The sequence below is a fragment of the Shimia sp. NS0008-38b genome (assembly GCF_040370365.1).
Classification (GTDB): Bacteria; Pseudomonadota; Alphaproteobacteria; order Rhodobacterales; family Rhodobacteraceae; genus Shimia.
In genome coordinates, this window is sequence record NZ_BAABWQ010000004.1 from 685930 (window position 1) to 711124 (window position 25195).

Here is a 25195-nt window from a genome sequence, read left to right on the forward strand (position 1 = left end):
TGCACCCACCGCCGTTTCATCGGGCTTTGATCCGCGCGCGCACTTCCTGCGGTCGCATCTGTGGCGCGCCTGCGCCCAGTGTTTCAGACTCGCGTATCAGTGCGGCAACCGCACTGTTGATTGGGGCTGACATGCCTTGGTCTGCGGCCATCCGTACAATCCGCCCCTGAAGCTCCTCGATTTCAGTGCTGCGTCCGCGATCTAGATCCTCCCACATCGAACTGCGCGCTGTGGGATCAATTGACAACATCGCTTTGGCCAGCCAGCGAAACGCCCAGGTCGGCAATCTCAAAACATAGGGCACCGCACGCATTGGCAGCGCCGCAAAAGGGTTCTGCGTGCCAATACCCGCACATCGCAACACCGCCAAGGCCTCGTCCATTTGTGCCGCCATCAAGCGCCGCCACCGCATATCTCCGATTTGTTGTTTGAGTGGCACCCCAGACAACGCATTTAGGGCGTTGTTCAAATTGACCAGCAGCTTGCCCCACTGCACAGCGGTCATATTTCGATGCTCATGCATCTCCAACCCCGGCAAACTCATGAGCCGGGCGATGTGGCCTTTGCCTTTGTCGATGTAGATGTCACCACTGGTGCCCCGATGAAAGCGGCCTCCGCCGACCCACAGCACGTTGAAAGGCACCATACCGGCACGCACGTCGTGGTTGGGCAATGCCCGACGCAGCAATTCAACGTTCTGAACCCCGTTCTGCAAACTGACCACAACAGCGGTCTGCGGTGCATATTCCGCTATTTGCGCGGCAATACGCTCTGTCGCCCCGCTTTTAACGGTCACCAATACAATGTCGGCCCCAGCCAAACACGCAGCCTGCGTGTCCATGGCAAACCGATCCCCGGCCAGCTCCACATCCAAACCGTCAAAGTCCGTAAGCAGCAATCCATGTTTGGAGATCTCTTCCATGGTCGCTTCGCGCATGAACAACGTGACATCGTGACCACCCTGCGCCAACATGCCTCCAACAAAACACCCGATACTCCCGGCTCCGGCAACAACAATGCGTGGATAGCTTCGTCTTTTTGGCGCGTCACCCATCCCAAGTGTGCTCCCTTGTTCTGTCATGCCTTTTGGCTAAGGACAGTTTGAGGCAAAACTGGGGCAAATTTTTAATTTCGTCACTTTTCAAGCGACCATCGGCACAAACGCGCCACAAACACAGCATAAAGGCGCGAAGATTTTTCGCGCCTTTTCAAAAACCTAGGGACGTTTCGTTACGTTTGCAGGCACCACTTCATAATGGCCTTCTGCGCGTGAAGCCGGTTTTCCGCCTCATCAAAGACCACGGAATTTGGTCCGTCCATGATGGCGTCTGTGGCCTCTTCATTACGATGCGCTGGCAAGCAATGCATGAAAACAGCATCATCTGCTGCATGGCCCATCAACTCTTGATTGACCTGATAGGGGCGCAACTGATTGTGCCGCCGCTCCCGTGCAGACGGCGCATCATGCATGCTCACCCAAGTGTCCGTGACCACAAGATCCGCGCCCTGAACAGCTTTCACCGGATCACGTTCGATTTCGATCTTCACACCTTTGGCGCGCGCTTCATTCACAAACACCGCTTCTGGGTCCAAGGTTTCAGGACCGGTGAAGGTTAGGTCAAACCCAAATTGACCGGCCGCATGGGCAAAACTGGCAAACACGTTGTTGCCGTCCCCCGACCAGACAACTTTTTTGCCCGCAATCGGGCCACGATGTTCCTCAAACGTCAGAATGTCCGCCATGATCTGACAGGGGTGCGTGCGATTGGTCAGCCCATTGATCACCGGCACTGTGGCGTGTTCCGCCATTTCCAAAAGTGTGGCTTCTTCGAAGGTTCGGATCATGATCAGATCCACATAGCGGCTGAGCACGCGAGCGGTGTCTGCCACGGTTTCCCCGTGACCCAACTGCATTTCGGAGCCTGACAGCACCATGGTCTGTCCGCCCATCTGACGCACACCGACATCAAAGCTCACACGTGTCCGCGTCGACGGTTTTTCAAAAATCAACGCGACCATGTGATCTTTCAACGGCTGATCATCATCCGGCGCGCCCTTGGGACGGCCATTGCGCGCATTTTTGATCGCCTTGGCGCTGTCAATCATGCCCCGCAGGTCATCAACATCCGTTTTGTGAATATCCAAAAAATGTTTCATCGCTCTGGTCCTTATTTCCCTGCGTCCAACTGAGACGCTGCCTTCTCCAGCCGCACCACGGCCTCGGCGATTTCTTCATCTGTGATGTTCAGTGGCGGTAGCAAACGCACCACGTTGTCTGCTGCAGGCACTGTGACCACCTCGTTATCATACCCAGCGGCAACAACATCACCACAGGCCACTTGAGAACACTTCAGCCCCAACATAAGCCCAGCGCCACGCACCTCTTCAAACACATCCGGATGGGCCGCAACCAAACCCTCAAGTTTCTGTCGAAACAACCCGGATTTGCGATTCACGTCGCTTAGAAATTCATCGTCAGCCACCACATCCATCACCGCACCACCGACGGCACAGGCCAACGGGTTGCCGCCGTAGGTTGACCCATGTGTGCCCGCGACCATGCCACTTGCGGCGTTTTCTGTGGCCAAAACCGCGCCCAACGGGAAGCCACCGCCAATGCCTTTGGCCACCATCATAACATCTGGCGTAACCCCAGCCCACTCGTGAGCAAACAGTTTGCCTGTCCGGCCCACGCCACATTGCACCTCATCCAGTATCAACAGGATGCCCGCCTCATCACAAAGCGCGCGCAGCGCCTTAAGGTCTTCATCTGCCAATGGGCGAATGCCACCTTCACCTTGTACCGGCTCCACAATGATCGCTGCTGTGTGTTCGCCTATCAGAGCTTTCGCCGCTTCAAGATCTCCAAATGGCACCTGATGGAACCCAGGCAACAACGGCCCAAAGCCTGTGACCATCTTTTCTGAGCCCGCCGCCGCGATACCGGCCGAGCTGCGCCCATGAAACGCGCCTTCAAAAGCAATGATCTCCACCCGTTCCGCCTGGCCTTTGTCGTGCCAGTACTTGCGCACCATTTTCACTGCCAACTCGCAGCACTCGGTACCGGAGTTGGTGAAAAACACCGTATCTGCAAACGTGTTGTCCACCAGCTTATCCGCCAGCGCCTGCTGCTGTGTGATGTTGTAGAGATTGGACACATGCCAAAGCTTGCCAGCCTGCTCAGTCAGCGCCTCAATTAAGACCGGGCTCGCATGTCCCAGAACATTGACAGCGATACCCGCACCCAAATCTAGAAAACGTCGGCCGTCTGCCTCGATCATCCAGCTTCCTTCGCCGGTCTCAAACGTGAGAGCGGCGCGGTTGTACGTCGGCAAAATGGACGGGATCATATCGATCTTCCTTTTTCAGATCTTGAGCCTCAGTGACTGCATCACTTGGGGCATTTACGTCAATGTTTTTGAGAGTTTGCGTGCCACTTTCTGGCACGGATGATCAAGGGCCGGTTACGCAGTTTAGCGTCGGCGTCGCATCAGAGTGATATCTTGGCGTTTGTTCATACGCCCTCCCTAGAACGATCTATCACAAATGGGAACCCCTTTCGTGCATTCTGCGCGAATTTCGTGAAAAACACTCGATACGGGCGTTCATTTGGCGTGTTTGAAACCCCCAACAACAACCGCTTGCCACGTCCAAAAACCAAGATCATAAGCGTGATATGGACCCCAACACAGCCCCCCGCACCAACCCTGCCTTGGCCGCCGCCTTGACCCTTGCCGCCTCTGGGTTTGCGGCGGGCACAACGCTGTTGGCAAAGGCTCTGGGGACGGACACACTGGGCCCCGCGCTGCATCCACTTCAGATCAGCCACGGGCGCTTCTTGTTTGCTTTTCTTGGGTTCGCAACAGTGGCGATGATTGTGCGCCCTGCCATTTCGCGTCCCAATTGGGGCTTGCACGTTGGCCGTTCAACATTGGGCTGGGGAGGCGTGACGCTGATGTTCGCAGCAGCCGCGTTTATCCCTCTGTCAGACGCCACTGCGATCAGCTTCTTAAACCCTGTGGTTGGCATGCTCTTGGCCATCCCCTTTCTGGGGGAAAGGATCGGCCCGTGGCGCTGGGGCTCTGCTGCGCTCGCCTTCACCGGGGCAATGGTGCTCACACGTCCGGGGTCCGGCGCATTGGAGTTTGGCGCAGTCTTGGCGTTGGGAGCCGCTCTCGCTATGGGCGGAGAGCTGATATTCATCAAGAAGCTGACAGGCCGTGAGCGCCCGTTTCAAATCCTGCTGATCAACAATGGCATCGGCCTGACCATTGCCAGCGCGGCGGCTCTATTTGTCTGGCATGCACCGACGCCTCTTCAATGGGCCGCTCTCGCAGGTATCGGCTTATTGATGGCTTCAGCACAAACCTGCTTTATCAATGCCATGCGCTTGGCTGACGCAAGCTTTGTGTCACCGTTCTTCTACACGACGCTGGCCTTCGCAGCGTTGTATGACGCGGTGGTCTTTTCCGTCCTTCCCGACGCAATCAGTTGGGTCGGCGCGGCCATCATTATGACCGCAGCCGCCATTCTTGTGTGGCGTGAAGCAAGGCAGACGCGATAACTTGCGGATCAAGATCCTTTCAGTCCATACGCACCCCAACTGTGACGTTGCCTTCCAACGCTGTCTCCCAATGCAAGTCAACTTCGTCGCCGTTGCTGCCTTGCTCGAGCCCGACATAAGGCGTCGCATAGATCGTCTGCCCGCTGCTGTTGCGCAACCTTGAGGTCGCCACAACAGACTGAACCCGACGGCACCGACCACCAAACGGCAAATGCCCTTCACTCTTCACAGACCACGTGCTGGCAGCGGAGTTTTGATCATGATCGATAAACAGAGGATTGTAGGTCGGTGTGACCACGCTGTGATAGGTATTTCCGTCAAAGGTCACATGTTTGCCTTTGCTCATGTCCAGATCGGCAAAACTTGTGTCCACACGGTCCACACGATCAATATTGCCGCTTATGGAACGGAACTTATTGCCCGTCACATTTAGCCCCGTGATCGAATGGCCCGTGCCATGTGGTTTGATGACAATATAGGAGAACCACGGCGCAACATCGCCAGATAAGAACACATTGTCGGTGATCGACAAGGCGCCAAAAGAAAATCCACCGGCAAAGTCCGGCTGCGGGTCATACTCGTTGCTCCACTCGATGCTGGCATTGTCGATATAGTTGCCATCGATTGTGGCGGAGCAATAGCCATTGATCAGCAAGACTCCAGCTGTGCGCACCCCAGCATCCTCGCCATCACCTTGGAAAAAATGATTGCCGGTGATCATGCAGTTTGACCCGCCGACCACGGCAAAATGCCGGAACTGGCTGGCGCGGTTGTTGCGAATTTTCACATCGTTGGCATTGCAATTGATCGCAATGCTCTGACGATCCTGCGCACGTTCACTGCCCTCATCGGTGAGAAACTGGCAACGGTCCACCAACATGCCCTGACACCCTTCGCCGGGCGAACTGATCCCATGGTGTTTGGGCCGGTTGATAAAACTGTCACGCAAATGGAAGGCGATCCCCGCACCGGAGAGCAAAATACCATTGGCCCGTGAATTGCAAAGCAGCTCCACATTGCTCACCGACATTTGGCTGATCTTTGAAAACCCACTGAAATCCAAGACATATTTGTAGCGCGTGAAGGTGAAATTTTGTGTGCCTTCCGCGTCATAAAACGGCTGTGACAGCATCACCTCTTGTGTGGCTACATTGACGCTGCGCACATAGACCTCGCGCCCCACACCGTTGCCTGTGACCACCGAACCCACTTGAACGTTGGCGGCATTGACCACATTGCGCAGCAGTCGCCCATCACTGGGTGCATAACTTGCCTGACTGCTCACCACCTCCGGGTCCCAAGCACTGTCTCCACTCACATAGAGCTGACCATTTTTTATGATGCGGCGCTGCGCATATTGCGTGCGATTTGGCGCGGCCGCCTGCAGATCAATCGGCGCGTCCACAACAATGCGTCGCCCGCCCAAATCCAGACTTTCGTGGTCACTGTCGTTCAGCAAGGACTGGAACGCCCGCTTCAACCCCTCGACCTCGTCCCCAAAAGCCTCTGCATAGGTGGGGAAGTCAAAATTGCGACGTAGGCTGAACACGTGCTCGCGCGCCATATCCACGGTGCCTTCAAAGACAACCGGGCTGTCAAACGTCACACTGTCCCCCAAAAAGAATGTGCCTTCGGACACCAAAATCTCACGCCCGGCAGCCGCAGCATCTGCCGCTTCAAACGCGGCGCTATCATCCGTGACGCCATCGCCAACCGCGCCATAGTCTCTGACATCCACAAGGCTTAGCATATCTCGGTGAAACACCTGTGTGATGTCTTCAATGACGATGTCATCAATGCGCACCACACCACCAACACTGCCGGTCAGGTCCAACCCAAAATGACCGTAGGCCGGGGCCGCCCCCCACACCATATCCACGCCACCGCGCACACCAGCGCCCACAATGGCGCTGACCTCAACGACATCCCCATACGCCTCAATCACAGCGGTGGGACCAACCTCAACCAGACCGCCGACATGGGTCCTGCTGTCGTTGCCCGCCCACCCTGCAATTCGTGCACTCGGTAAATTCCCACTGATCGCTTTTATACGTGCTGTGATGCGCAGATAGCAGCCAGGCAACAAAGGGGTCTCCCCCATATAGCGCAGCTGCTGTGTCGGCTCGGATTTCATCAGTTCCAGACAACCGCCAAAATCCTGATCCGCTGGCACAAAAGCAGCGTTTACAGCCCCATCATAAGTGTCGGACCCCGGCGTGCCATCGCCGCTTGACCAAACATCCAGCCCTTGTGAAAACTGTGGCGGCATCAACAGGATGCCTTCGGTAATTGCCTTATTCATCTCAATCCTTTCCGCCAGTCACAGGCCATGCTGCGCCGTCGCTCCCAAACCCCGCGCGCTACGCTCGGGACTGAGAGGGATTGAAAACCACAAGTGTTAAGTCACACTAAGACTGTCGTGCGCACCCCGCTGCACACGCGACAAGGCGTTACATACGCTAGTTTTTTTAAGAATTTAGCGTTGCACGCCTTAGGCGCCAACCTCTTCAGCAGGCACCAAATACACCGCTGAAATGCGCCAATCGTCCCCGTCATTTACCATACGATACGCCAACATGTGGACCACGCCCTGCGCATCCCGCATCAGAACCCTTTGCCACAAGGCGTCTCCATCAGCACGAAGTGCACCAAAGCGCACCTCTGCGGGGCTCTGCACCATCGGATAGCCGCGTTTGACCATCACACCAAAGTTCTCAGCCGTGCCAAACATCTGCTGGATGTTATCCGCCGCGTAGCGGAAGGCTTGATCAACATCATCCCCACGAAACGCTTCTATTTGCGCAGAAATTACCGACTGTATTCCTTTGGACGCATCCTCTTGTTGGGCGGCCACCATACCGCCCGCCACCAGCGCCAAAACCAACAAAAGTGCCCGCCAAAGATGTCTCATTTCAGATCCTCCGATATCAGCACTACGCACCGCACCGGTGTTCAGATCACATGCCTACCGTCCACAAACGGCGAAGGCCCCGCCAAAGCGGGGCCCTGCAAAACATGTCCGCACCCTCAGGCGCAGCCCACAATTCCCTCTGCGGATCAGAGCGGTGCGTTACGCAGCCGCCAGCTCTCCGGCCAATGCGCTGTGAATCAGCGCCACAGTTTCTTCAACGCCATAGAGCGCTATGAACCCACCAAACCGTGGCCCCTGTGAGGCCCCAAGCAGCACTTCATAGATCGCCTTAAACCAATCGCGAAGGGGTTCAAACTCATGGGTTTTGCCAATGGCGAACACAATGGACTGCAGGAACTCTTCATCTGTAAAATCGGGCTCTGGCAGTGGATCATCGTTGCCAACAAGCGCATTTTTGGCGGCAATCACTGCCAGTGCCGTTTCCGATGACCGCAATGCTCCTGCCAAATCCTCAAGCGCGCGGCGCTCTTGATCTGTTGGCGCACGGTATACTTTTGCCGGCTTCACAAAATCGTTGAAATACCGCACCGCATGACCAGCAGCCGCATCCATGCCCGGATGGCTTTCTGGTGAGGCATCCGGCGCATATTTGTTGATGAACCCCCACATGGTCTCTTTGTCCTCAGCGCTGGACACGCTCGCCACATTCAGCAGCATCGAGAACGGCACTACCATGTCAGACGTCGGCACGTCCCCGCCATGGATATGCCAAACCGGGTTGTTCAATTGAGCCTTGATGTCTTGCCCATGGTAGGCACGCAACTGCTGATGATACTCATCCACCGCTTTGGGGATCACATCAAAGTGCATCCGTTTCGCCGTCTTTGGCTTCTGATACATAAAGTAGGCAAGGCTCTCCGTGGAGGCATAGGTCAGCCACTGATCAATCGACACTCCGTTGCCAGAAGATTTGGAAATCTTCTGACCATTTTCATCCAAGAACAGCTCATAGGAGAAGTGGTTGGGTGCACGACCGCCAAGCACACGACAAATCGCGTCATAGATCTTTTCATTTGTGGCGTGTTCTTTGCCATACATTTCAAAGTCCACGCCCAGTGCTGCCCAGCGCGCACCGAAATCCGGCTTCCACTGCAGCTTCACGTTGCCGCCGGTAACAGGCACAGTCCATTCTTTGCCGGTTTCATCGTCAAAGGTCACCGTATAGGTTTCTGCACAGACCTTTTTCATCGGCACATACATCACCCGGCCGCTTTCCGGATGCAGCGGCAAGAAAATGGAGTAGGTCGCCGCGCGCTCTTCACGCAGCGATTTCAACATGATCGCCATAACTTCATCATAACGGTCAACAGCGCGCTTCAGGATCTCGTCAAACTGGCCAGTCTCATAAAACTCTTTGGCGGAGTAGAACTCATACTCAAACCCGAAGGTGTCTAGGAAACGCCGCAACATCGCATTGTTGTGTTCCCCAAAACTGTCGTGTGTGCCAAACGGATCAGGCACCGACGTCAACGGGCGCTGCAGGTGCTGCTCCAAAACCTCAGGATTGGGCACATTGGAGGGCACTTTGCGCAAACCATCCAAATCGTCCGAGAAACAGATTAGCTTGGTCGGAATATCGCTGATCGCCTCAAAGGCGGTTTTGATCATTGTGGTGCGGGCCACTTCGCCAAAGGTACCGATGTGTGGCAGACCAGAGGGGCCATAGCCTGTCTCAAACAGCACATATCCCTTCTCCGGAGCCTGTTTCTCATACCGTTTGAGCAAACGGCGCGCTTCTTCAAAGGGCCATGCTTTGGATACGAGGGCTGCGTCGCGCAGGTCAGACATTGTCCATCTCCGGGTTGGGGATCGGGTTTCAGAAAAATAGGCGGCCACACGCCACTTTACGGGGCCAACCCGCCGCTACCTATTGCTCCTTTCCCCATCAGTCAATATTCTGCGCCGCAACAAGGTTATTTCAAAGGATGTCCCCGTGCAGGATCAAACCCCACACACTCTTACACCACAGGATTGCCTCGTGGCTGTGATGGTCGCCGTGTCCGCCTCCGATGAGAACATCCGCACCGCCGAACTGGTGAAAATTCAAGTTGCCGTGAACAACCTGCCGGTCTTTGCCGAATATGACATCGACCGACTGCAGTTTGTCAGCCGAACTGTCTTTGATCTGTTTGAACAAGAAGATGGGCTTTCCGCCCTGTTTGGTCTTGTGCGCCACGATCTTCCAGAACGGCTGTACGAAACCGCCTATGCGCTCGCATGTGATGTGGCCGCCGCCGATGGCAGCCTTGCAGAGCCAGAATTGCGCATACTCGAAGAGATCCGCTACGAGCTCAACATCGACCGCCTGCACGCAGCCGGCATCGAACGCGGCGCCCGCGCCCGCCACGTTGTCTAGCGCGAGCCGCCCCTTAAAAAACCTTCGCTGAACTTTATGCCAGGTGCCGCTCCGGCATCTGGCTTATTCGCCGTTGTCCGGCGTTTCTTTCACTGCGCCGCGCGCACGCGCCCATATTGTCTTACTAAAGACGGCGCCCGCAAAGGCTGCGGAGAAAACGATATATGGGTTGGGGTCCCCGACGCTCTCAGTGGCAACCACGGCAAGGCCACCATAGCTTGCCAGATACACCACCAGCGCTGCGCCAAATCCGGTGAAAACCACCACCCCCATATCCGCCACACCGGTGTCTTTGATATGCTGCGCCACCGCATCTGAATTGGGCTCATCCAATTGCAACCGAACAAACAACGACAACAATGCGCCCAGCAGCCCAAAGCCCAACAACCCGGTGATCAAAGCCACCTGCAGTTCCTCTGCCCCCAGCAACCAACCTATCGATTTGCCCACAGTGCCAAGAGATGCACCGTATCGCTCACGCTGTGGCGGAACTTGCGTGTAAGTATAGGCAGAGCAAGACTGCTCCGTCGCCGCCGCCGCATCATCAAATCGGTCAAACGCGAAAAGCACCTGCCGGTCGCCATCCAAGCTATTGGGCGTCTGCGGAACCGTCTCAAGCGCATGTTTGACAAGGGCGTGACGCCCGCGCAAATTTTCCACATCTGCTTCGCACTGCCTCAACGCATTGTCCAACTGGGACGCTTCGCGCTGAAACCACTGCACCAAATTGGCAAAATGCACGGCCGCCTCTTTCCTGCCCAGACTGATATCCAATTCCTTTTGGTACTCTGTCACCGCCGCAACAATGTTGTTTTCCTTTTGCAAAACCACTTTGACTGACAGTGGCTGCACGTCACTCCTCAGTTTGGTTAGTTTACGATCCGTTTCTGCCGCACGGGTTTCATACTCGTACTGGAACGGCGCAATACTGTTTTTCTCAGGCAGCGACGCAATCACAGCGACCAACGACTGCACCGGGGTCTCAGGTTGGTTGGGCCCCTCCACCTTGGGCACCAAGGCCCGCAGGTCCGCCTCCAGCTCAGAAGCCTCTGGTATCTCACCATCCCCACTGGCTGCCGTTAGCAGCGGGACCGCCAAAATCGAGGCCAAAGCCAAGTACACGGAGAAAAGCGCAATCGCCAAATATCCGAGCCAAAAATAGCCCACTTCCTGAAAATCTTTGGAAATCTTGTAAAACACCCACGACAGCAGCACAAAGAGCGACAACGCCACCAGAAACGACACCAGCATCGTCCCCGAGTACTCCAACTCTCCAACCAGCTGTGTTCCAGTTGACCCCAAAATTGACGATGCCCGTGAAATCCCGTCAATGAAACATGACGGTGCGTTCAACCGTTCGCCGATGTAATTTTCAGTGATCGACAAACAGCGTAGCTGGGACACCAAATCGTATTGGTAATACTCTCGAAGGGCCACAACTGTCGCCCGCAAAGCATTGACAAAAAGCGCAAACATATCGCGCACCACAAAAGAAAACAAAAAAGCAGATATGGCCGCGGCAAGCACAACCCGCAAACTGACCAAGGTGCCGTCGGTGATTTCTTTGGTAATCTGTATGGCTTTCTGGAACGGAAAAATGATCGCCATAACCAGCAAAAATAGAAACGCCAATACCAACGCAAGCACCACCGCAGCCAGCAAGATCACCAAAAATGCGTCCAAGATCATGGCGACATAACCGCCGAGCTCCATCTGGGACAAAGAACGATCAAAGTCTTCACCGCCCCACATTGCAGCAACGAAATACCGAACCACCAAAGTCAGAGATAAAAATAGGAGCGTCCAATAGACCTTGGTTTTGATACTCAAAAGAAATTGCCACATGGTATAAATACGCCAATGAAAAAATTTTAGATAAACTTTAAAAAGCAGTGGTCAAAAGCATCGCAGGCAGCTGTGCATGAGTCAACGTGGTTGAATGGGGCGCAAAACACCGCCCAACGTTCAGAACTTCAAAAAAGGTCTGAACAGCGCAACTGCAGAGTTTAAGCTCTTAATGTGGAAAGCAAATCGTTTTTGCGAAATGGCTTACTGAGAAACTCATCCATTCCAGCGGCCAAACATGCGGCCGCATCAGATGGTTGTGCATTGGCTGTCAACGCAATGATCTTGCACACTTTAAGCGATCTTTGCTGTTCAATTTGGCGGATGTAACGAGTGGCATCCAAGCCCCCCATGACCGGCATCGAGAGATCCATCAAAATCACATCACAGCCATCTTCGACAAAGGCCTCTATCGCCTGCTGGCCGTTCTGAGCAAACCGCATCTCCGCACCTGTGCGCTCTAGCATTTTGCGGACCACCAATTGGTTGGTCATATTGTCCTCAGCCACCAGAATTCTCAAGCCTCGCAACTCAGCTGATTGCGGCACAGGGGCCGCCGGAATTTCTGCGGTTTGTTTGCGAACACCCGTGCGCGTGGGACCGATGTTCGCAATCGGGAGTTGGTCGGAAGCGTGATCCACACTTTTTTCTGTCGGCTTGAGCGGCAGCGAGACCACAAACGTGGCCCCTTCTCCCAACCTGCTGCTCACAGTGATTTCTCCACCCATCCGCTCCACAAGCGCTTTGGTTATGGCCAGCCCAAGCCCGGTCCCATCCTGATCGCTATGATTGGGTCTGTCCACTTGCTCAAACGCCGAAAAAATTGCGTCTTGTTTCGTGTGCTCAATCCCAACCCCTGTGTCGGTCACTTGGATCTGCAATGGCAATCTGTGATCGTCGTGATCGTAGGTAACACCCACCGTGATCTGTCCGATACTTGTGAATTTCACGGCGTTGCCAATCAAGTTCAACAACACTTGGCGCAGCCGGTTTGCGTCGCCAAAAAATCTGGATGGAACACTGTCGGCGTAAGACAGCTCTAAACCAATTTGCTTTGCGTCCGCATGCAATCCAAGCAACGTACAGATTTCTTTTGCCAGGCCTCGCAGAGAAAATGGCTCGTTATGCAGCGAAATCTTATCAGCTTGGATTTTGGAGAAATCCAACACGTCGTTGATAATCTCCAACAACGCATTGGCAGAGTTATGGATGGTGTCCGAAAGTACCCTCTGTTGTGGGTCCAGCTTGGTCTCACTCAGAAGTTCGCTCATGCCAAGAATACCATTCATTGGCGTGCGGATTTCATGACTCATGTTTGCCAAAAAACGTTCTTTAGACTTGCTGGCTTCTTCGGCTTTTTCTATGGCGATCTTGTTGAACTCAATCGCTTGATCGCGTTCACGCTCCGATGTCACATCTTTGCTTGTGGCCACCAAATGGCTTAGCGTCCCATCCGCGTCAAATACCGGTGCCAACGTGGTTGTAATATTGGCCATCCGGTTTTTGAACGGGAGTGTCACGTCATAGGTGATTTCTTCCCGCTTCGCGATGGCCCTCAGATGCTGATCCAGCCCTCGTTGTCCGTTGGCGCCACCAAATAACTCAAGCGCGGTTTTTCCGATCGCGTCTTTAGGGTCAATGTTGGTGGCACGCACCCATTCCTTGTTTACCATCAGGTACCGAGGAAGCCCATCTTCGCAGACTTCAAGTACAAAAACAGCAAATTTTACCTCGTTCAAAAACAAGAACTGATTTGGCACAGTTTGCTGCATCGCGCGTTTCTCACTCGGAGTAAGCCGCCGTTTTGGCTGGCCCGAAGTTCTGATGTTAATAAGTCGGTATGGTTAGTAAAGTGTTTCCAAACGCAGCAACCACCAATTTGTCGGAGTCCTTGCTCTCAGAAAGAACAGTTTCGGCATCCGCATTTGGGAAGATCGGCCCGTAGTCCGATCGAGATTTAAAATCAAGAAAAATCTTACCGACGCCCGACTGATAGGGGCCGATTTACTTCATCTGCGTCGAAAAGACGCTAACGGCAGTCCACATCGCATCACGCGCCGTAGACCACCCCCCAGCGTTCAATCAGTTTTTGTTGGAGCTTTTTGGCCCGCCCATTCCAGGTACGTGCGCCCTTAGGACGCTCGCGATCCGGACCAATGAGGCGATCACGCGCACCCACGTCTGCTTCAAAAATTGCGAAGGCCAGCTCTTTGCCATCTGACGCAGTCACATATCCTGCCAGAGCGCTGACAAAATGCAGGGTCCCGGTTTTGGCCTTCACTTTGAGCGGATGCGCTTTGTTCACCCGGCCGTTGGCGTCTCGCAATGAGATATCTTTGAGGATCGGACGCAAAATTTCATGCTGACCAGCCTGCGCCAACATCAAAGCCATTTCATCGGCGCGCACACGAGACGCCTCGCCAAGACCGGAATGGTCCACAAGCGCGGCGTCCTGCATGCCCAACTGCTCTTTGGCCCAGGCATTCATTGCGTCGGCTGATCCTTTGAGCGTTGAAAACGATGTACCACGCGCCTGCGTTGCAGCCATTCCCACCATTTCAGCAGTGATGTTGGTGGAATACTTCAACATCCCTTTCAGGATCGTCCGCAGATCAGAGCTTTGATGACGGGCAATGACTGTGCCGCGCGGCGCACCTTGCGCCACTTTGGGAGCTTTGAGCACAACGCCATGCGCGCGCGCCAGAGTGAGGAACACTTCGCCCGCGTAGATTTCCGGCTGCCGTACTGGCAACCAACGCGCCCCCCCTTTGCCCAATGCACCTTTGGCCACGGTCCACTTATCTCGCCCCCCCTGCGAGCTGTAGGTATAGACTGGCGCACTGCGGTTGACGATTTTCATCTCCGCGACGCGCACTTCGGGGCGATATTTGTTGCTGCGCGCATCCATGCTCACCGTGTAACTGGTGCTGGCGCGCTTCCACTCAAAATGCACCCGATTGTAATTCAGGGCCACTCCGGACAAAGCTGGGTTATATCCCGCGTGGTCGGGTTGTTTCTTATCAATCCGGCTCGCTGTTGGCAGCGCTCCGCCCCAGACCAAAAATTTGCCCGTGACCTCGCGAATGCCTGATGCCTTTAACGTGCGCGCCAAATCGGCCAACCCGTTGGTATCCAAGGTTGGATCTCCGCCACCGCGCAGCACTAGATCGCCACGCAACACGCCGTTCTGCACCTCACCAACAGCGACAAGACTTGTGACGAACCGATGTCTTGGCCCCAGGTAGCTTAAGGCATACAACGCAGTCAAAACCTTGGTCACACTGGCCGGAGGCAACCCTTTGCCCGCCTCGTGAGCTTCCAGCACTGCCGTCTCGCCCGCTCGGGCCACAGCATAGCTCACCCGACCACTCACACCACTGTCACGGATCAGCGCATCTGCCGCGGGCGCGGATGCTTTTTGGGCTGAAGACACGCCCGCCGGACGCAGCACAGGACGCAATGACCGGCTGGGGGCATCCCCCCACAACGGGCTGCCAAGGCTGGCAACACTTAAGCTCAGAAAGGCACGGCGAGAAAATGTCTTCGTCATAACTGAAACTTTAGCCCTCTGTCGGCTGTGCATTCAACCCGCGCCAATGCAAATCTCCGTTTCACCGATCAAAAATCAAGCCCCTTTTTGTCTTGTCACCAACATGTTACGCCAAAATGTATGTGGAAAGTGTTTGCGCTCATGTTTGTGGCCATGTCGATGATCCCCGCCGGGGACACTGCTGGCAAGCTACTGACCCAAAACCATGACGCAAGCCCGGTGTTTGTGGCTTGGTCACGGTTCGCTCTTGGCAGCGTATTGGCTCTGCCGCTGATGCGCGCTGACACCTTTCGCTTGTTTGGCGATTGGCGCATCTGGTTGCGGGCCCTGCTGTTGACCGGCGGGATCACCAGCATCCAAACCGCGTTGCAAACCGCCCCACTTGCTGATGTTTTCGCCGCCTTCTTTATCGGCCCTATTTTTTCCTATCTGCTGTCGGTGCTGCTGTTGGGCGAACGGGTCACAGTTGCACGCAGCGGACTGATGGCGCTGGGTTTCATCGGGGTAGTGCTGGTTGTGCGCCCGGGATTTGAAATGAGCCCAGGCCTGCCATGGGCCGCCCTCGCAGGCCTGTTTTATGGTGCATTCCTCACCGCGTCACGTTGGCTTGCCCCCTTTGCACGCCCCGGCAGTTTGCTGGTCACTCAGCTCTGTATCAGCACGCTGATCCTAACGCCTTTTGGAGTGGCAGATATTCCGGCACTCACGCCAGCTGTTTCTGGCCTAACGCTGGCCAGCGCCGCTTTCTCGATGGGAGGTAATTTCCTGCTGCTCTTTGCTTATGCCCGCAACGAAGCTGCCACTTTGGCGCCGCTGGTCTACCTTCAACTGCTCAGCGCCGTGGCGCTTGGTTGGGTTGTCTTTGCCCAACTGCCAGACGCACTCACATGGCTTGGCCTCTGCCTGATCCTTGGCGCAGGTGTCACCTCCGCGCTGATGGCCCGGATTAAAACCGACGCTCCACGCCAATCTGAAAGCCCAAAGTCTCATAACTAAAGGCCTCGATGCCTGACCGGTTTCGCTCAAAGTCCAGCTGTGCATAAGGCGTATAGCCACCGGGAAGGAAGATATCGGACCGCTCCACACGCAGGCTTCCACCGAACGCGGTCTCGTCCGGATTGTTTACAAACACAGGCGTGACGCCCCAGGCATCCTTGTGCCGCACATGTAAGCTCGGGCTCAGTGTCCAACCATCGCTCACATCAATTGAGGCATAGACCCGCAGCTTATAGGCGTGAAATCCCTCGATCCCAACAACTGAGCGGTCAAAATCGCGGCGCTCATATGTGAAATCCGATCCAATCAACGCGCGCCCTCCAACGGACCGACGGTATCCAACAGTACCTGTAAGGGACTCCCCATCGCGCGCGTCATAATCGGTTGGATCATTTGGCCGCACTCCAATTGTGTTATCCACAATCAAATAATTAAGCTCGCCATAGGCTGATCCACCTGCGAGACTGCGGCGCTCAAACCCGACTTGAAGACCAAATCTATCTTCGACATGCCGACCGGCCTCCCATTGCGCCTTGGCGATAGGCCCGACCGAAATCGTCGTCTTGCGCGACAGCAATCGCAAGCCCAGCTGAGAGATGACTTGTTGCGTATCATATGAGCGGCGCTGTGCTTCAACCGCGTTCAAGCCCAAACTCATAAAGCCGACAACACTGGTATTTTCAGAACTCAGCCCATCCAACTGCCTGCGCAGGCTCATCCGCCCGCTCAACGTGAGCGCCGGTACATTTTCGACTGGCCGATTGTAATCCACATACGGCAATCCACCATAGTAGAGCGGGTTCGTTTTCAAGCGCTCGGTGTTGTACCGACGTTTGTTCCCCGCGCTGGTCAGCCCAATGGACAAATCCCAATCGAATCCGCGCCGCGCGTCAATTTGCCGAATGAACGCCAACACGGTCTTTCGCACCGGCTCAGGCAAGTCGCCAGACAGCACGCGGAAAAACTCCTCGCGTGACCGCGCCCATTGCTCGGCCAAAAAGTAGGCGCGTGCCAATTCGAGGCGCACACGTGTCAGTTTCGGATCTTCTGCAAGAATTGACTGCAACACCGGTATGGCCACCCGCGGCTGCCCGGCTTGCAAAGCGGCCATCGCATAGTCAAACGCCACTTCGATTTGCACCGCAGCTGTTGGCGCCGGTGTGGCTGACACCATGGGTGTGGTTGCGATAGCAACACCGGAACCTGTTAGAACTGCAAATGCAAAAGACGCACAGTGCCTACGCAGGTTTGAAAACAAAGCGGTATTCATTCTGGCGGTCCCGATCAAAGTAAGGTTGGATGTCGCCCCTGTCCCACTGGTGCCTTGGGGCGACACAACACTTCGGTGTGTGTCTTAAGCCTTACTGCTCAGCACCAAACGCACCGATGTAGGATCCGATTGGCCCGCTCATCGAGAACGTACCGCCCACTTCATCTGCGCCATCGCCATAGAAAGTCCCCTCAGCAGTACCGGTGGTGGTAGAGCTGATTGCCGCAGTCCCGGCTATGTTCGCGTTAAACCCAGTCCCGCTGATGGTGCCGGTCCCTGCGAAATTCAGTTGGCTCGCAACACTCAGTGCGCCACCTGACAGCGCGCGCACCGTGGTGTTTGTGCTACTCATTGTGACGTTGCTAAAATCGCTGGTGCTGATGGCGATTTCGGACTCTGTCATATAGGCCCGTTGATCAGCGCCAACGACATATCCAATCGAATTGCCGCTATAAGTCGCGCTGCCACTGGTCGGAACATCGCTCGCCGCCGTGGCATGACCAAAGCTACCCACGGAAACGCTCCCGTTTGTTGTGCCGATCCCTGTCACCCACATTCCGTATGTCTGGTGATCAAAGTCCAGAATGTGTTCATTACCCAAGAAACCTCGATCGCGACCACTCGCGGAGGTAGAAACAATCGTCAGGCCGCGGGCTCGGTCGTATTCGGTATCCGCACCATCATCCTCACTGAACACGAAAGTGCCATCACCGTTTGTGTATTCCACGGACTCATTGCTGCCGAAGGATACACGCGTGGTGACGCTGCCATCTTCCGCAGCGCCCAATGCCCCGCGTGTTACGTTGCCACTGCCATCTGTGGACACTGACGCGGTGCGCACTTCACCGTTTAGGGTTGTGTTCCCGTGCAGCAAGAACAAACGCGGCCCCGCGGCGTCATTTACACGGTCTCCGATTTCGTCTTCGATAAGGTCTTCAATGGCGCCACCGCAGGCCGACACCGCAGCGACAGCACTCATGGCCATCATCGTTTTCAGAGTGAATTTCAACATTTTTCTGTACCCGATTGATTTGCGTTTCAAAGGTCAGAGACAAGCGACGTATTAAGTCTGGTTCCCACCCGCTGTACTCATGCCACTACAAAAAGCCGCTTTTCCTTAACGGGTCGTTTCACCGGTACTTACAACAACTTAACGCCGTCTCTGATTTTGAGATTCCTCTACAACTCAAGAGGAATTCGCCTAAAGTCTGCACGGGTATACCTGTCGAAAATAGCAGTCTTTTTCCAAACAAACACTTTTCAGCAGGAACTAAGCTCTTTCGGTTGCTCACCTTTTTGAACAGTCACAAAATCGACTAAAACTGCACGTTTCTCCCCCCAAAACGGGAAAATTCATCTCGATTTAACAAAGTTGTATTTCCGTCATTTTTTAAGAAAACACATCGAAGATTGCCCCCACTAAACGAAGGTTAACGCCGCCACAAAAACTCGCAGAAAATGGACCTCGAGAAACCAAAATTTGGATTGAATCTCGCGTGGTGCGTTGATCACCCTGCTAGGGTTTTAGCTGAGTCGGACAAATACCACCCCCACCGTAGCCACAATGGTCGCTTCGTCAGTGAGGTCTTGATGAGCCTTGGGGAGCAAAAAGCGCGCGTGTCACGGCGTCCCTCTCGTGACATGAAAGGCCGCCTGCAAATCTCCACGCGCTCGCATGCGCTTGGCGAAAATCCATGCTGTCTCCCACCGCTCGAGAGAACAGCGATCCGGACAACGGTCTTACATCTCGTCTGCCCTTTGGGTCAGACCATCACCGATACCGATGGGGTGCGGCTTGCCCGTTTCAAAGGCATAACTTTGATCCTCAAAACACTGACAATCCCCACCTCCGCAATACAGTCGCGATACAGACGCAATACCGACGTCGAAAATGCCTACTTTTTGTTGGCAAACAGATCTGTTTGATCCGGCCGTTTTGGCGGCGCCAACCCCAGATGTTGCCACGACTTTTGTGCCAACATCCGTCCACGTGGCGTGCGTTGGATCAAGCCTTGTTGCAGCAGGAAGGGTTCGATCACCTCTTCGATTGCGTCACGACTTTCACTTAATGCCGCGCTGATCGTGTCGATGCCAACTGGACCACCCGCGTAGTTTTCTGCAATGAACAACAGATAGCGACGGTCTGCACCATCAAGTCCAATATTGTCCACGCCAAGTCGCGTAAGCGCCCCATCTGCAAGTGTTTTGGTGATAACCCCGTCTCCCTCGACGAGCGCAAAATCAACGACACGACGCAGCAGACGTCCTGCAATCCGCGGTGTCCCACGGGACCGCCGCGCGATCTCTCGGGCACCCCCATCTTGAGTAGGCACGCCCAGCTTATTGGCATTACGCGTAACAATCTCATTCAACTCATCTTCGGTATAAAACTGCAAGCGCGTGGGAATGCCAAATCGGTCACGCAATGGCGTGGTTAGCAATCCCAACCGGGTTGTCGCGCCAACCAATGTGAAAGGTTGCAATTCAATCCGCACTGTCCGCGCAGCAGGCCCCTCCCCAATCACGAGGTCAAGCTCAAAGTCTTCCATCGCCGGATATAGAATCTCCTCCACCACCGGATTAAGCCTATGAATTTCATCAATAAAAAGAACATCTCTGGCTTCAAGATTGGTCAAGATCGCCGCAAGATCGCCAGCCTTCGCCAACACCGGTCCAGAGGTCATGCGAAAGTTGACACCCAACTCGCGCGCCATAATTTGCGCCAATGTGGTCTTTCCCAAACCAGGCGGGCCATGGAACAGCGTATGATCCATCGCCTCACCACGTCGCCGGGCACTCTCGATAAATATCCGCAGGTTCGCCCGCGCTTCCGCCTGGCCAATGAAGGCATCAAGCTCTTGCGGGCGCAGCGCGCGATCGGCATCCTCTGGCCTCGGTTCGGGGCGCAGTGTGGGGTCCGGCTGGTCCATCATCTACCCTTTCGGCGCCAACAGCTTAAGAGCTGACCGGATCAAAGCAGCAGTGTCAGCTGACGGATCGTCACTTGAGGCCTGCGCGACCGCTGTCGCTGCATCGGCAGGACCATAGCCCAAATTCCCCAGCGCCGAGAGCGCATCGGCTTGCGAACTCATCGATGCCGCCGCAGCAGCGCCGCTCGCAGCCGCCGCGCCGCCCGGGTTCACCGGGGTGCGCACCGTGTCCTCAATCACATCGTCAGACACCGGTGCCGCCGCGCCATCCACCTCTTTGACTCCGGCCATGGCGTCCTTCAAGCTGCCCCCCAATGCCATCACTTCGGGTGCTTTGTCTTTCAACTCGATCACCACCCGCTGCGCGGTCTTGGGCCCGATCCCTTTGGCCGCTTTGATCGCTGTCACATCGCCAAGTGCAATTGCGCGCCCGACCCCTTCTGCGCCCAAAGTGCTCAAAATAGCCAAACTTGCCTTTGCACCAATTCCTTGCACGCTCATCAAAAGGCGATGCCATTCCTTTTCAAACAGGCTGGAAAACCCAAACAACTGTAAAAGATCCTCCCGCACCAACAGATCCGTGTACAGCGCCACCGCGTCTCCAGCCCCAGGCAAACCCGCCAGGGTTCGATCAGAACAATAGACCAGATAGCCGATGCCACGCACATCAATAAGCGCGTGGTCAGCGCCCTTATACTCTAGCGTGCCAGAGATTTTCCCAATCATGCGCGCGCCCTTTTCAAAGCTTGAGAGTAGCTGGCACCAGCACGTGCATAATGTGCATGACACATTGCTATGGCCAAAGCGTCCGCAGCATCTGGCCCGGCAATTTGCACACCGGGCAATTGCAGTTTCACCATATGTTCAACCTGATGTTTCTCTGCATGGCCGACCCCCACAATGGTCTTCTTCACCTTGTTGGGCGCATATTCCCCAATGCTCAACCCCGCTTGAGCCGGCACCAAAAGCGCAATGCCACGCGCCTGACCAAGCTTTAGCGTCCCCGCTCCATCTTTGTTGACAAACGTTTGTTCGATAGCGGCGTGGTCTGGAAGAAAACGCCCAACAACATCTGTGAGCTGCTCATGTAGTGACAAAAGGCGCGCGGCCAAATCATCGCCAACCGAGTGACAAATGCCATTGCCAACATGGCTCAATCGACTGCCATCGGCGTCAATCACACCCCACCCCATGTTCCTCAGTCCCGGATCAATCCCCAATACACGCATGCGCTGCCCCATTATTGATCTTGTTGTTTTCCCTGAAGTAGCACGAAACAAGAACAAACGCCAAGCCTCATAACTGTGGCTGGCAAATTTTCAATTTTTGGTGGCCGGTCGTGACATCCCCATCAGCGTTCAGAAACGACATAACTCAAGTCGCTTTTGGTCCATATTTTTAAGGGTCAATCAACACTTAACACCCATGCAATTCTTGCATGTCTCCTATGCCAAAAATCGTCTTGTTGGAGGGGCGCGACATCCATATGTGCCGTCCATCGAAAACACAGACCATAGCTCTCAAAAAGAAGGAACACTGATATGGCCGCATTTGAAACGACACCGACTTCCGGTTTTGCTGGCCGTATTGGCCAGACCTTCGCCGCATTCACCGCATTTGTAGTGGATTGGAATGACAAGCGCCTGACACGCAAAGCCCTGGAACAACTCAGCGCACGTGAACTCGAAGACATTGGCCTCTCCCGAGGCGACGTCCACAGCATTCGCTGAACCGGCACAGCCCACCGCTCACATCGTTTTCGGGCCTTTGCGCCAAGAACCGCAGCTTTCTTTCGGAGCTGCGGTTTTTTGTCATTGCAGTCACGGAATCAAAACGGCCCCGGGGAGAGAGACCCGGGGCCGTTTGGGATCTTGGAGGGATCCGCGAAATTCGTAAACTCAGAAGTAGGTCTTTACTTGTGTCGCAACCCATTGGGACACAGGGTCAGGCCGCATGGTCCACGCCGCAACTTGCTCTATGGGAGTGCCACTGCTCAACCGCGCAACACGTACAGAGGAAAAGTCTGGGCCCCATTGAGCCATCATAGCGCCTTTGATCAGGAAGAACGTCGTCACAACCATCAACAGGCCGGTCCAAGGAATACTCCGACGTCGGCCTGCGCCACGCACAATCACATAGCCGTTGCGATCAATCGAAACAGATTTTCGCGCGATACGGCCTGTCTTCGCTTGTTTGCGATAGATTTGCGCGAGGCGGTCATGGAATTCTGCTTGAGATTCACTCATGGCATCTACTCAGGTTTGGCCCCCACCAAACATGGCTAAAACTGGTCGCGAATTGTGGCAAAAGTAAGGCGCAAAGCCGGAAATAGGGCAAATTCGAGACAAATCTATTCCGAATTTTGCCGGAGTTCTAAACCTTTGGAAACAAACAAACACAAGCAACTTCATTGTTCACCAATCTGAAACAGGGGTCAACAAAAAGGGCGGCCAATTCTAAGCCGCCCTCAAACCGATTCTTGTTCGTTTCAGATCGCGGTGTGAGCCACTGCGCTGTAGCTTAGGCCTGCCGAGTCAGGGTCAGTGTGGTCCACTCACCGATTTCTTCACGGGTGTGGACATCAAAACCTGCCGCGCCATAAGCGGCAACAACATCATCAGCCTGCTCGTTCAAAATGCCTGACAGGATCGCATGCCCAGACGTTGCGATGTTTGCGCCCATCTCAGGCGCCAAATGCACCAACGGAGCCTTCAAGATATTGGCAAACACAAGATCGTACGGCGCTTTGGCCGCCAGATCAGGATGACCAAAGCCCGCAGCCTCCAAGCAGATCACCTGGCCTTGCAGCCCGTTCGCGGTGACATTGGCTTTGGCAACCTCCACCGCAACCTCATCGATGTCGCTGGCCAGCACCGGATTGGGCCAAATCCGCGCCGCACCCATGCCCAGAACGGCTGTGCCACAACCGATATCTGCCACGTTTTGACCAACAAACCCTTCATTGGCCAAACGATCCAGCGCTTTCAAACAGCCCAATGTGGTTCCATGATGGCCTGTACCAAATGCCATTGCCGCCTCAATCAACAAGGGCTCTGCCCCGTCCGGCACTTTGTCTGCGTCGTGGCTGCCATACACAAAGAAACGCCCGGCCTCTACCGGGGCCAATTCGCGTTTCACTTTGGCCACCCAATCAGTTTCGGGCAATTCCGACACCACAAAAGGCTTGGCGCCAAATGCCGCCGCCAGCACAGCCAAACCAGCCTCATCAGGAGCCTCCGTGAAATAGCCGCCCACTTCCCAAAGCCCTGAGCCGTCTTCGATTTCAAAGACCCCAACACCCGTCGGTTCTGGCACAAGGCGTTCCATCGCGTTTCCGAGAGCCTCACCTTGGCTCCTTCCGGTCAGCGTGGTCAGTGCGGTAAATGTCGGCATGAGCTGTCTCCTGAAGCTTTAAACGGGGCGTATGGTCTCCCTACGCCCCCGTCAAGTCCGCGTCAGTCGAAACTACTCTGCAGCGACTGTGATCGACCGGGTCAAACGGGTCTCGTTGCCCTTCTCTGGATGGCGAGGGATCAACAATGCCAATGCCAAAGAAATCCCCGCCATCGCGGCGGCCAATACGAAAACCGCACCAGGTGAGGCCAGCCACAACAGACCCAGCAGCACAGGTAAGAAGACTGCGGCGATATGATTGATGGTGAACGCGACAGCGGCTGTGGGTGCCATATCTTCTGGATCTGCAATTTTCTGAAAATACGTTTTGAGAGCCAAAGCAAGCGAGAAAAGCATGTGATCGATGACATAGAGTGTCGCCGCCAGCATAAGCCCCCAGCCAAAGAAATAGATGCCACCATAGGCCAAGAAGACAATGACCAGACCCGCGTATTCGAAAATCAGTGTGCGACGCTCGCCGAACCGAGACACCGCGGCGCCAACCATTGGTGCAAAGATCATGTTGGCCACAAGATTGATCAGATAGAGCGCGGTGATTTCATGGACGTCAAAACCAAAGCGCTCGACCATCATAAATCCAGCGAACACCACAAAGATCTGCCGCCGTGCCCCCGCCATGAACTGCATCGCATAGTACAGCCAGTACCGCTTTTTCAGCACCATTTTTCGCGCCTGCGGCGTGCGGCCTTCAAACTGCGGGAATGCCAGCAAACAGTAGAGCGCAATCACGGCGGTGATGCCTCCCCCCACAAGGTAGACAACCTCATAACTCAAATCGAAGCGCTTCCAGCTGAGTACGATCAGCCCATAGGCCACCAAGGTCGCACCAGAGCCCACCGCGACCAACCAACCCAGCACTTTGGGGGCACGTTTTTTGTCAAGCCACTGTAACTGCAGAGATTGATTGACGGTTTCGTAGTAGTGGAATCCGATGGAACTGAGCAAGGTGATCATCAAAATTCCGCCCATCGAGGGGAAATAGGCCGTGAGCGCCGTGGCCACGCCGAGCAACAACAGGGAGATCATCCCCAACACCTGTTCTCGGATGAACAGCAGCAGAAAAATCACCCCAATCGCCAAAAACCCCGGAATTTCACGCACGGTGTGTAGCAGCCCAATGTCTGCACCATCAAATCCGGCCACCTCAATCACAAAATTGTTGAGCAATGCGCTCCAGGTGTTGAAGGCAATCGGCATAGCAATGGCCATGAGAACCAGCAGGGCGATGGGGCGACGCCAGACCGGAAGGTGAGCAGCGTCATCAATGGGGAGTTTCTTGAACATAGCCTTCGCATAAGGAGAATTGGCCCGAAAGGCGAGGCCGAAATCATGCACAGC

21 protein-coding genes are annotated in these 25195 nt (G+C 55.0%); 4 read left to right on the plus strand and 17 right to left on the minus strand.

Annotated elements, in window-relative coordinates; genetic code table 11:
* Window positions 1–16: 16 nt before the first annotated feature.
* The 3 genes from ABWV47_RS20095 to ABWV47_RS20105 form a co-directional block, all read right to left on the minus strand.
* Window positions 17–1081: a 2-dehydropantoate 2-reductase gene (locus ABWV47_RS20095; RefSeq protein ID WP_353315128.1), complete on the minus strand. Its 1065-nt coding sequence runs from the start codon at window positions 1079–1081 to the stop codon at window positions 17–19.
* Between the two features lie 149 nt (window positions 1082–1230).
* Window positions 1231–2157 carry an ornithine carbamoyltransferase gene (gene argF / locus ABWV47_RS20100; protein WP_353315129.1) on the minus strand — a complete coding sequence of 309 codons (927 nt, stop codon included), beginning with the start codon at window positions 2155–2157 and terminating at the stop codon, window positions 1231–1233.
* Window positions 2158–2168: 11 nt separating this feature from the next.
* On the minus strand, window positions 2169–3350 hold the full coding sequence (locus tag ABWV47_RS20105; protein WP_353315131.1) for an aspartate aminotransferase family protein: 1182 nt from the start codon (window positions 3348–3350) through the stop codon (window positions 2169–2171).
* A 326-nt stretch (window positions 3351–3676) separates the two neighbouring features.
* Here ABWV47_RS20105 and ABWV47_RS20110 point away from each other — a divergent pair, with 326 nt between their 5' ends.
* Window positions 3677–4564, plus strand: a complete 888-nt coding sequence (locus tag ABWV47_RS20110) for a DMT family transporter (protein WP_353315132.1) — start codon at window positions 3677–3679, stop codon at window positions 4562–4564.
* Window positions 4565–4583: 19 nt separating this feature from the next.
* On the opposite strand, the gene ABWV47_RS20115 is transcribed toward ABWV47_RS20110, so the two are convergent.
* From ABWV47_RS20115 to ABWV47_RS20125, 3 genes are all read right to left on the minus strand, one after another.
* Window positions 4584–6866 (minus strand): right-handed parallel beta-helix repeat-containing protein, encoded by a 2283-nt coding sequence (locus ABWV47_RS20115; RefSeq protein ID WP_353315133.1) that lies wholly within the window; start codon window positions 6864–6866, stop codon window positions 4584–4586.
* A gap of 189 nt (window positions 6867–7055) precedes the next feature.
* On the minus strand, window positions 7056–7475 hold the full coding sequence (locus ABWV47_RS20120) for a DUF4864 domain-containing protein (RefSeq protein ID WP_353315135.1): 420 nt from the start codon (window positions 7473–7475) through the stop codon (window positions 7056–7058).
* 159 nt (window positions 7476–7634) lie between these two features.
* A complete protein-coding gene (locus ABWV47_RS20125) occupies window positions 7635–9284 on the minus strand; it encodes a lysine--tRNA ligase (RefSeq protein WP_353315136.1) in 1650 nt (549 codons plus the stop codon).
* Between the two features lie 145 nt (window positions 9285–9429).
* Here ABWV47_RS20125 and ABWV47_RS20130 point away from each other — a divergent pair, with 145 nt between their 5' ends.
* Window positions 9430–9852, plus strand: a complete 423-nt coding sequence (locus tag ABWV47_RS20130; protein WP_353315137.1) for a tellurite resistance TerB family protein — start codon at window positions 9430–9432, stop codon at window positions 9850–9852.
* 63 nt (window positions 9853–9915) lie between these two features.
* Here the strand turns inward: ABWV47_RS20130 and ABWV47_RS20135 are convergent, their stop codons facing one another.
* The 3 genes from ABWV47_RS20135 to dacB form a co-directional block, all read right to left on the minus strand.
* Window positions 9916–11682 carry a hypothetical protein gene (locus ABWV47_RS20135; RefSeq protein ID WP_353315139.1) on the minus strand — a complete coding sequence of 589 codons (1767 nt, stop codon included), beginning with the start codon at window positions 11680–11682 and terminating at the stop codon, window positions 9916–9918.
* Between the two features lie 176 nt (window positions 11683–11858).
* Window positions 11859–13469 (minus strand): ATP-binding protein, encoded by a 1611-nt coding sequence (locus tag ABWV47_RS20140; RefSeq protein ID WP_353315140.1) that lies wholly within the window; start codon window positions 13467–13469, stop codon window positions 11859–11861.
* A gap of 278 nt (window positions 13470–13747) precedes the next feature.
* Window positions 13748–15247 (minus strand): D-alanyl-D-alanine carboxypeptidase/D-alanyl-D-alanine endopeptidase, encoded by a 1500-nt coding sequence (gene dacB / locus ABWV47_RS20145; RefSeq protein ID WP_353315142.1) that lies wholly within the window; start codon window positions 15245–15247, stop codon window positions 13748–13750.
* Window positions 15248–15367: 120 nt separating this feature from the next.
* Between dacB and ABWV47_RS20150 the strand changes: the two genes are divergently transcribed.
* Entirely contained in the window at window positions 15368–16243 is an 876-nt protein-coding gene (locus ABWV47_RS20150; RefSeq protein ID WP_353315143.1) for a DMT family transporter, read from the plus strand.
* Here the strand turns inward: ABWV47_RS20150 and ABWV47_RS20155 are convergent.
* From ABWV47_RS20155 to ruvC, 5 genes are all read right to left on the minus strand, one after another.
* Window positions 16194–17417 (minus strand): tetratricopeptide repeat protein, encoded by a 1224-nt coding sequence (locus tag ABWV47_RS20155; protein WP_353315145.1) that lies wholly within the window; start codon window positions 17415–17417, stop codon window positions 16194–16196. The genes ABWV47_RS20150 and ABWV47_RS20155 overlap by 50 nt on opposite strands.
* A gap of 187 nt (window positions 17418–17604) precedes the next feature.
* A complete protein-coding gene (locus ABWV47_RS20160) occupies window positions 17605–18525 on the minus strand; it encodes a transferrin-binding protein-like solute binding protein (RefSeq protein WP_353315146.1) in 921 nt (306 codons plus the stop codon).
* A gap of 883 nt (window positions 18526–19408) precedes the next feature.
* A complete protein-coding gene (gene ruvB / locus ABWV47_RS20165; RefSeq protein WP_353315244.1) occupies window positions 19409–20443 on the minus strand; it encodes a Holliday junction branch migration DNA helicase RuvB in 1035 nt (344 codons plus the stop codon).
* Between the two features lie 3 nt (window positions 20444–20446).
* Window positions 20447–21169, minus strand: coding sequence for a Holliday junction branch migration protein RuvA (gene ruvA, locus ABWV47_RS20170; RefSeq protein ID WP_353315147.1), 723 nt, complete (start codon window positions 21167–21169; stop codon window positions 20447–20449).
* Window positions 21166–21672 (minus strand): crossover junction endodeoxyribonuclease RuvC, encoded by a 507-nt coding sequence (gene ruvC, locus ABWV47_RS20175; RefSeq protein ID WP_353315148.1) that lies wholly within the window; start codon window positions 21670–21672, stop codon window positions 21166–21168. Before ruvC ends, ruvA begins: the two co-directional genes overlap by 4 nt.
* A 312-nt stretch (window positions 21673–21984) precedes the next feature.
* On the opposite strand from ruvC, the gene ABWV47_RS20180 reads away from it, so the two are divergent.
* Window positions 21985–22173: a DUF1127 domain-containing protein gene (locus ABWV47_RS20180; RefSeq protein WP_353315149.1), complete on the plus strand. Its 189-nt coding sequence runs from the start codon at window positions 21985–21987 to the stop codon at window positions 22171–22173.
* Between the two features lie 168 nt (window positions 22174–22341).
* On the opposite strand, the gene ABWV47_RS20185 is transcribed toward ABWV47_RS20180, so the two are convergent.
* From ABWV47_RS20185 to ABWV47_RS20195, 3 genes are all read right to left on the minus strand, one after another.
* Complete coding sequence (locus ABWV47_RS20185) at window positions 22342–22689, minus strand: hypothetical protein (protein ID WP_353315150.1); 348 nt, start codon at window positions 22687–22689, stop codon at window positions 22342–22344.
* 274 nt (window positions 22690–22963) lie between these two features.
* Window positions 22964–23836 carry a 50S ribosomal protein L11 methyltransferase gene (locus ABWV47_RS20190; RefSeq protein WP_353315151.1) on the minus strand — a complete coding sequence of 291 codons (873 nt, stop codon included), beginning with the start codon at window positions 23834–23836 and terminating at the stop codon, window positions 22964–22966.
* Between the two features lie 72 nt (window positions 23837–23908).
* Entirely contained in the window at window positions 23909–25141 is a 1233-nt protein-coding gene (locus ABWV47_RS20195; protein WP_353315152.1) for an MFS transporter, read from the minus strand.
* Between the last annotated feature and the right edge of the window lie 54 nt (window positions 25142–25195).

Excerpts from the sequence above, each read along its gene's own strand:
- ABWV47_RS20125 (WP_353315136.1), bottom strand. The coding sequence starts at position 9,284 with ATGTCTGACCTGCGCGACGCAGCCCTCGTATCCAAAGCATGGCCCTTT.
- ruvB (WP_353315244.1), bottom strand. The coding sequence starts at position 20,443 with ATGGACCAGCCGGACCCCACACTGCGCCCCGAACCGAGGCCAGAGGAT.
- ruvA (WP_353315147.1), bottom strand. The coding sequence starts at position 21,169 with ATGATTGGGAAAATCTCTGGCACGCTAGAGTATAAGGGCGCTGACCAC.
- ABWV47_RS20110 (WP_353315132.1), top strand. The coding sequence starts at position 3,677 with ATGGACCCCAACACAGCCCCCCGCACCAACCCTGCCTTGGCCGCCGCC.
- ruvC (WP_353315148.1), bottom strand. The coding sequence starts at position 21,672 with ATGCGTGTATTGGGGATTGATCCGGGACTGAGGAACATGGGGTGGGGT.
- ABWV47_RS20190 (WP_353315151.1), bottom strand. The coding sequence starts at position 23,836 with ATGCCGACATTTACCGCACTGACCACGCTGACCGGAAGGAGCCAAGGT.
- ABWV47_RS20095 (WP_353315128.1), bottom strand. The coding sequence starts at position 1,081 with ATGACAGAACAAGGGAGCACACTTGGGATGGGTGACGCGCCAAAAAGA.
- ABWV47_RS20105 (WP_353315131.1), bottom strand. The coding sequence starts at position 3,350 with ATGATCCCGTCCATTTTGCCGACGTACAACCGCGCCGCTCTCACGTTT.
- ABWV47_RS20185 (WP_353315150.1), bottom strand. The coding sequence starts at position 22,689 with ATGAGTGAATCTCAAGCAGAATTCCATGACCGCCTCGCGCAAATCTAT.
- ABWV47_RS20140 (WP_353315140.1), bottom strand. The coding sequence starts at position 13,469 with ATGCAGCAAACTGTGCCAAATCAGTTCTTGTTTTTGAACGAGGTAAAA.
- dacB (WP_353315142.1), bottom strand. The coding sequence starts at position 15,247 with ATGACGAAGACATTTTCTCGCCGTGCCTTTCTGAGCTTAAGTGTTGCC.
- ABWV47_RS20155 (WP_353315145.1), bottom strand. The coding sequence starts at position 17,417 with ATGGTGTCAGCCACACCGGCGCCAACAGCTGCGGTGCAAATCGAAGTG.
- argF (WP_353315129.1), bottom strand. The coding sequence starts at position 2,157 with ATGAAACATTTTTTGGATATTCACAAAACGGATGTTGATGACCTGCGG.
- ABWV47_RS20195 (WP_353315152.1), bottom strand. The coding sequence starts at position 25,141 with ATGTTCAAGAAACTCCCCATTGATGACGCTGCTCACCTTCCGGTCTGG.
- ABWV47_RS20150 (WP_353315143.1), top strand. The coding sequence starts at position 15,368 with ATGTGGAAAGTGTTTGCGCTCATGTTTGTGGCCATGTCGATGATCCCC.
- ABWV47_RS20160 (WP_353315146.1), bottom strand. The coding sequence starts at position 18,525 with ATGTTGAAATTCACTCTGAAAACGATGATGGCCATGAGTGCTGTCGCT.
- ABWV47_RS20120 (WP_353315135.1), bottom strand. The coding sequence starts at position 7,475 with ATGAGACATCTTTGGCGGGCACTTTTGTTGGTTTTGGCGCTGGTGGCG.
- ABWV47_RS20180 (WP_353315149.1), top strand. The coding sequence starts at position 21,985 with ATGGCCGCATTTGAAACGACACCGACTTCCGGTTTTGCTGGCCGTATT.
- ABWV47_RS20115 (WP_353315133.1), bottom strand. The coding sequence starts at position 6,866 with ATGAATAAGGCAATTACCGAAGGCATCCTGTTGATGCCGCCACAGTTT.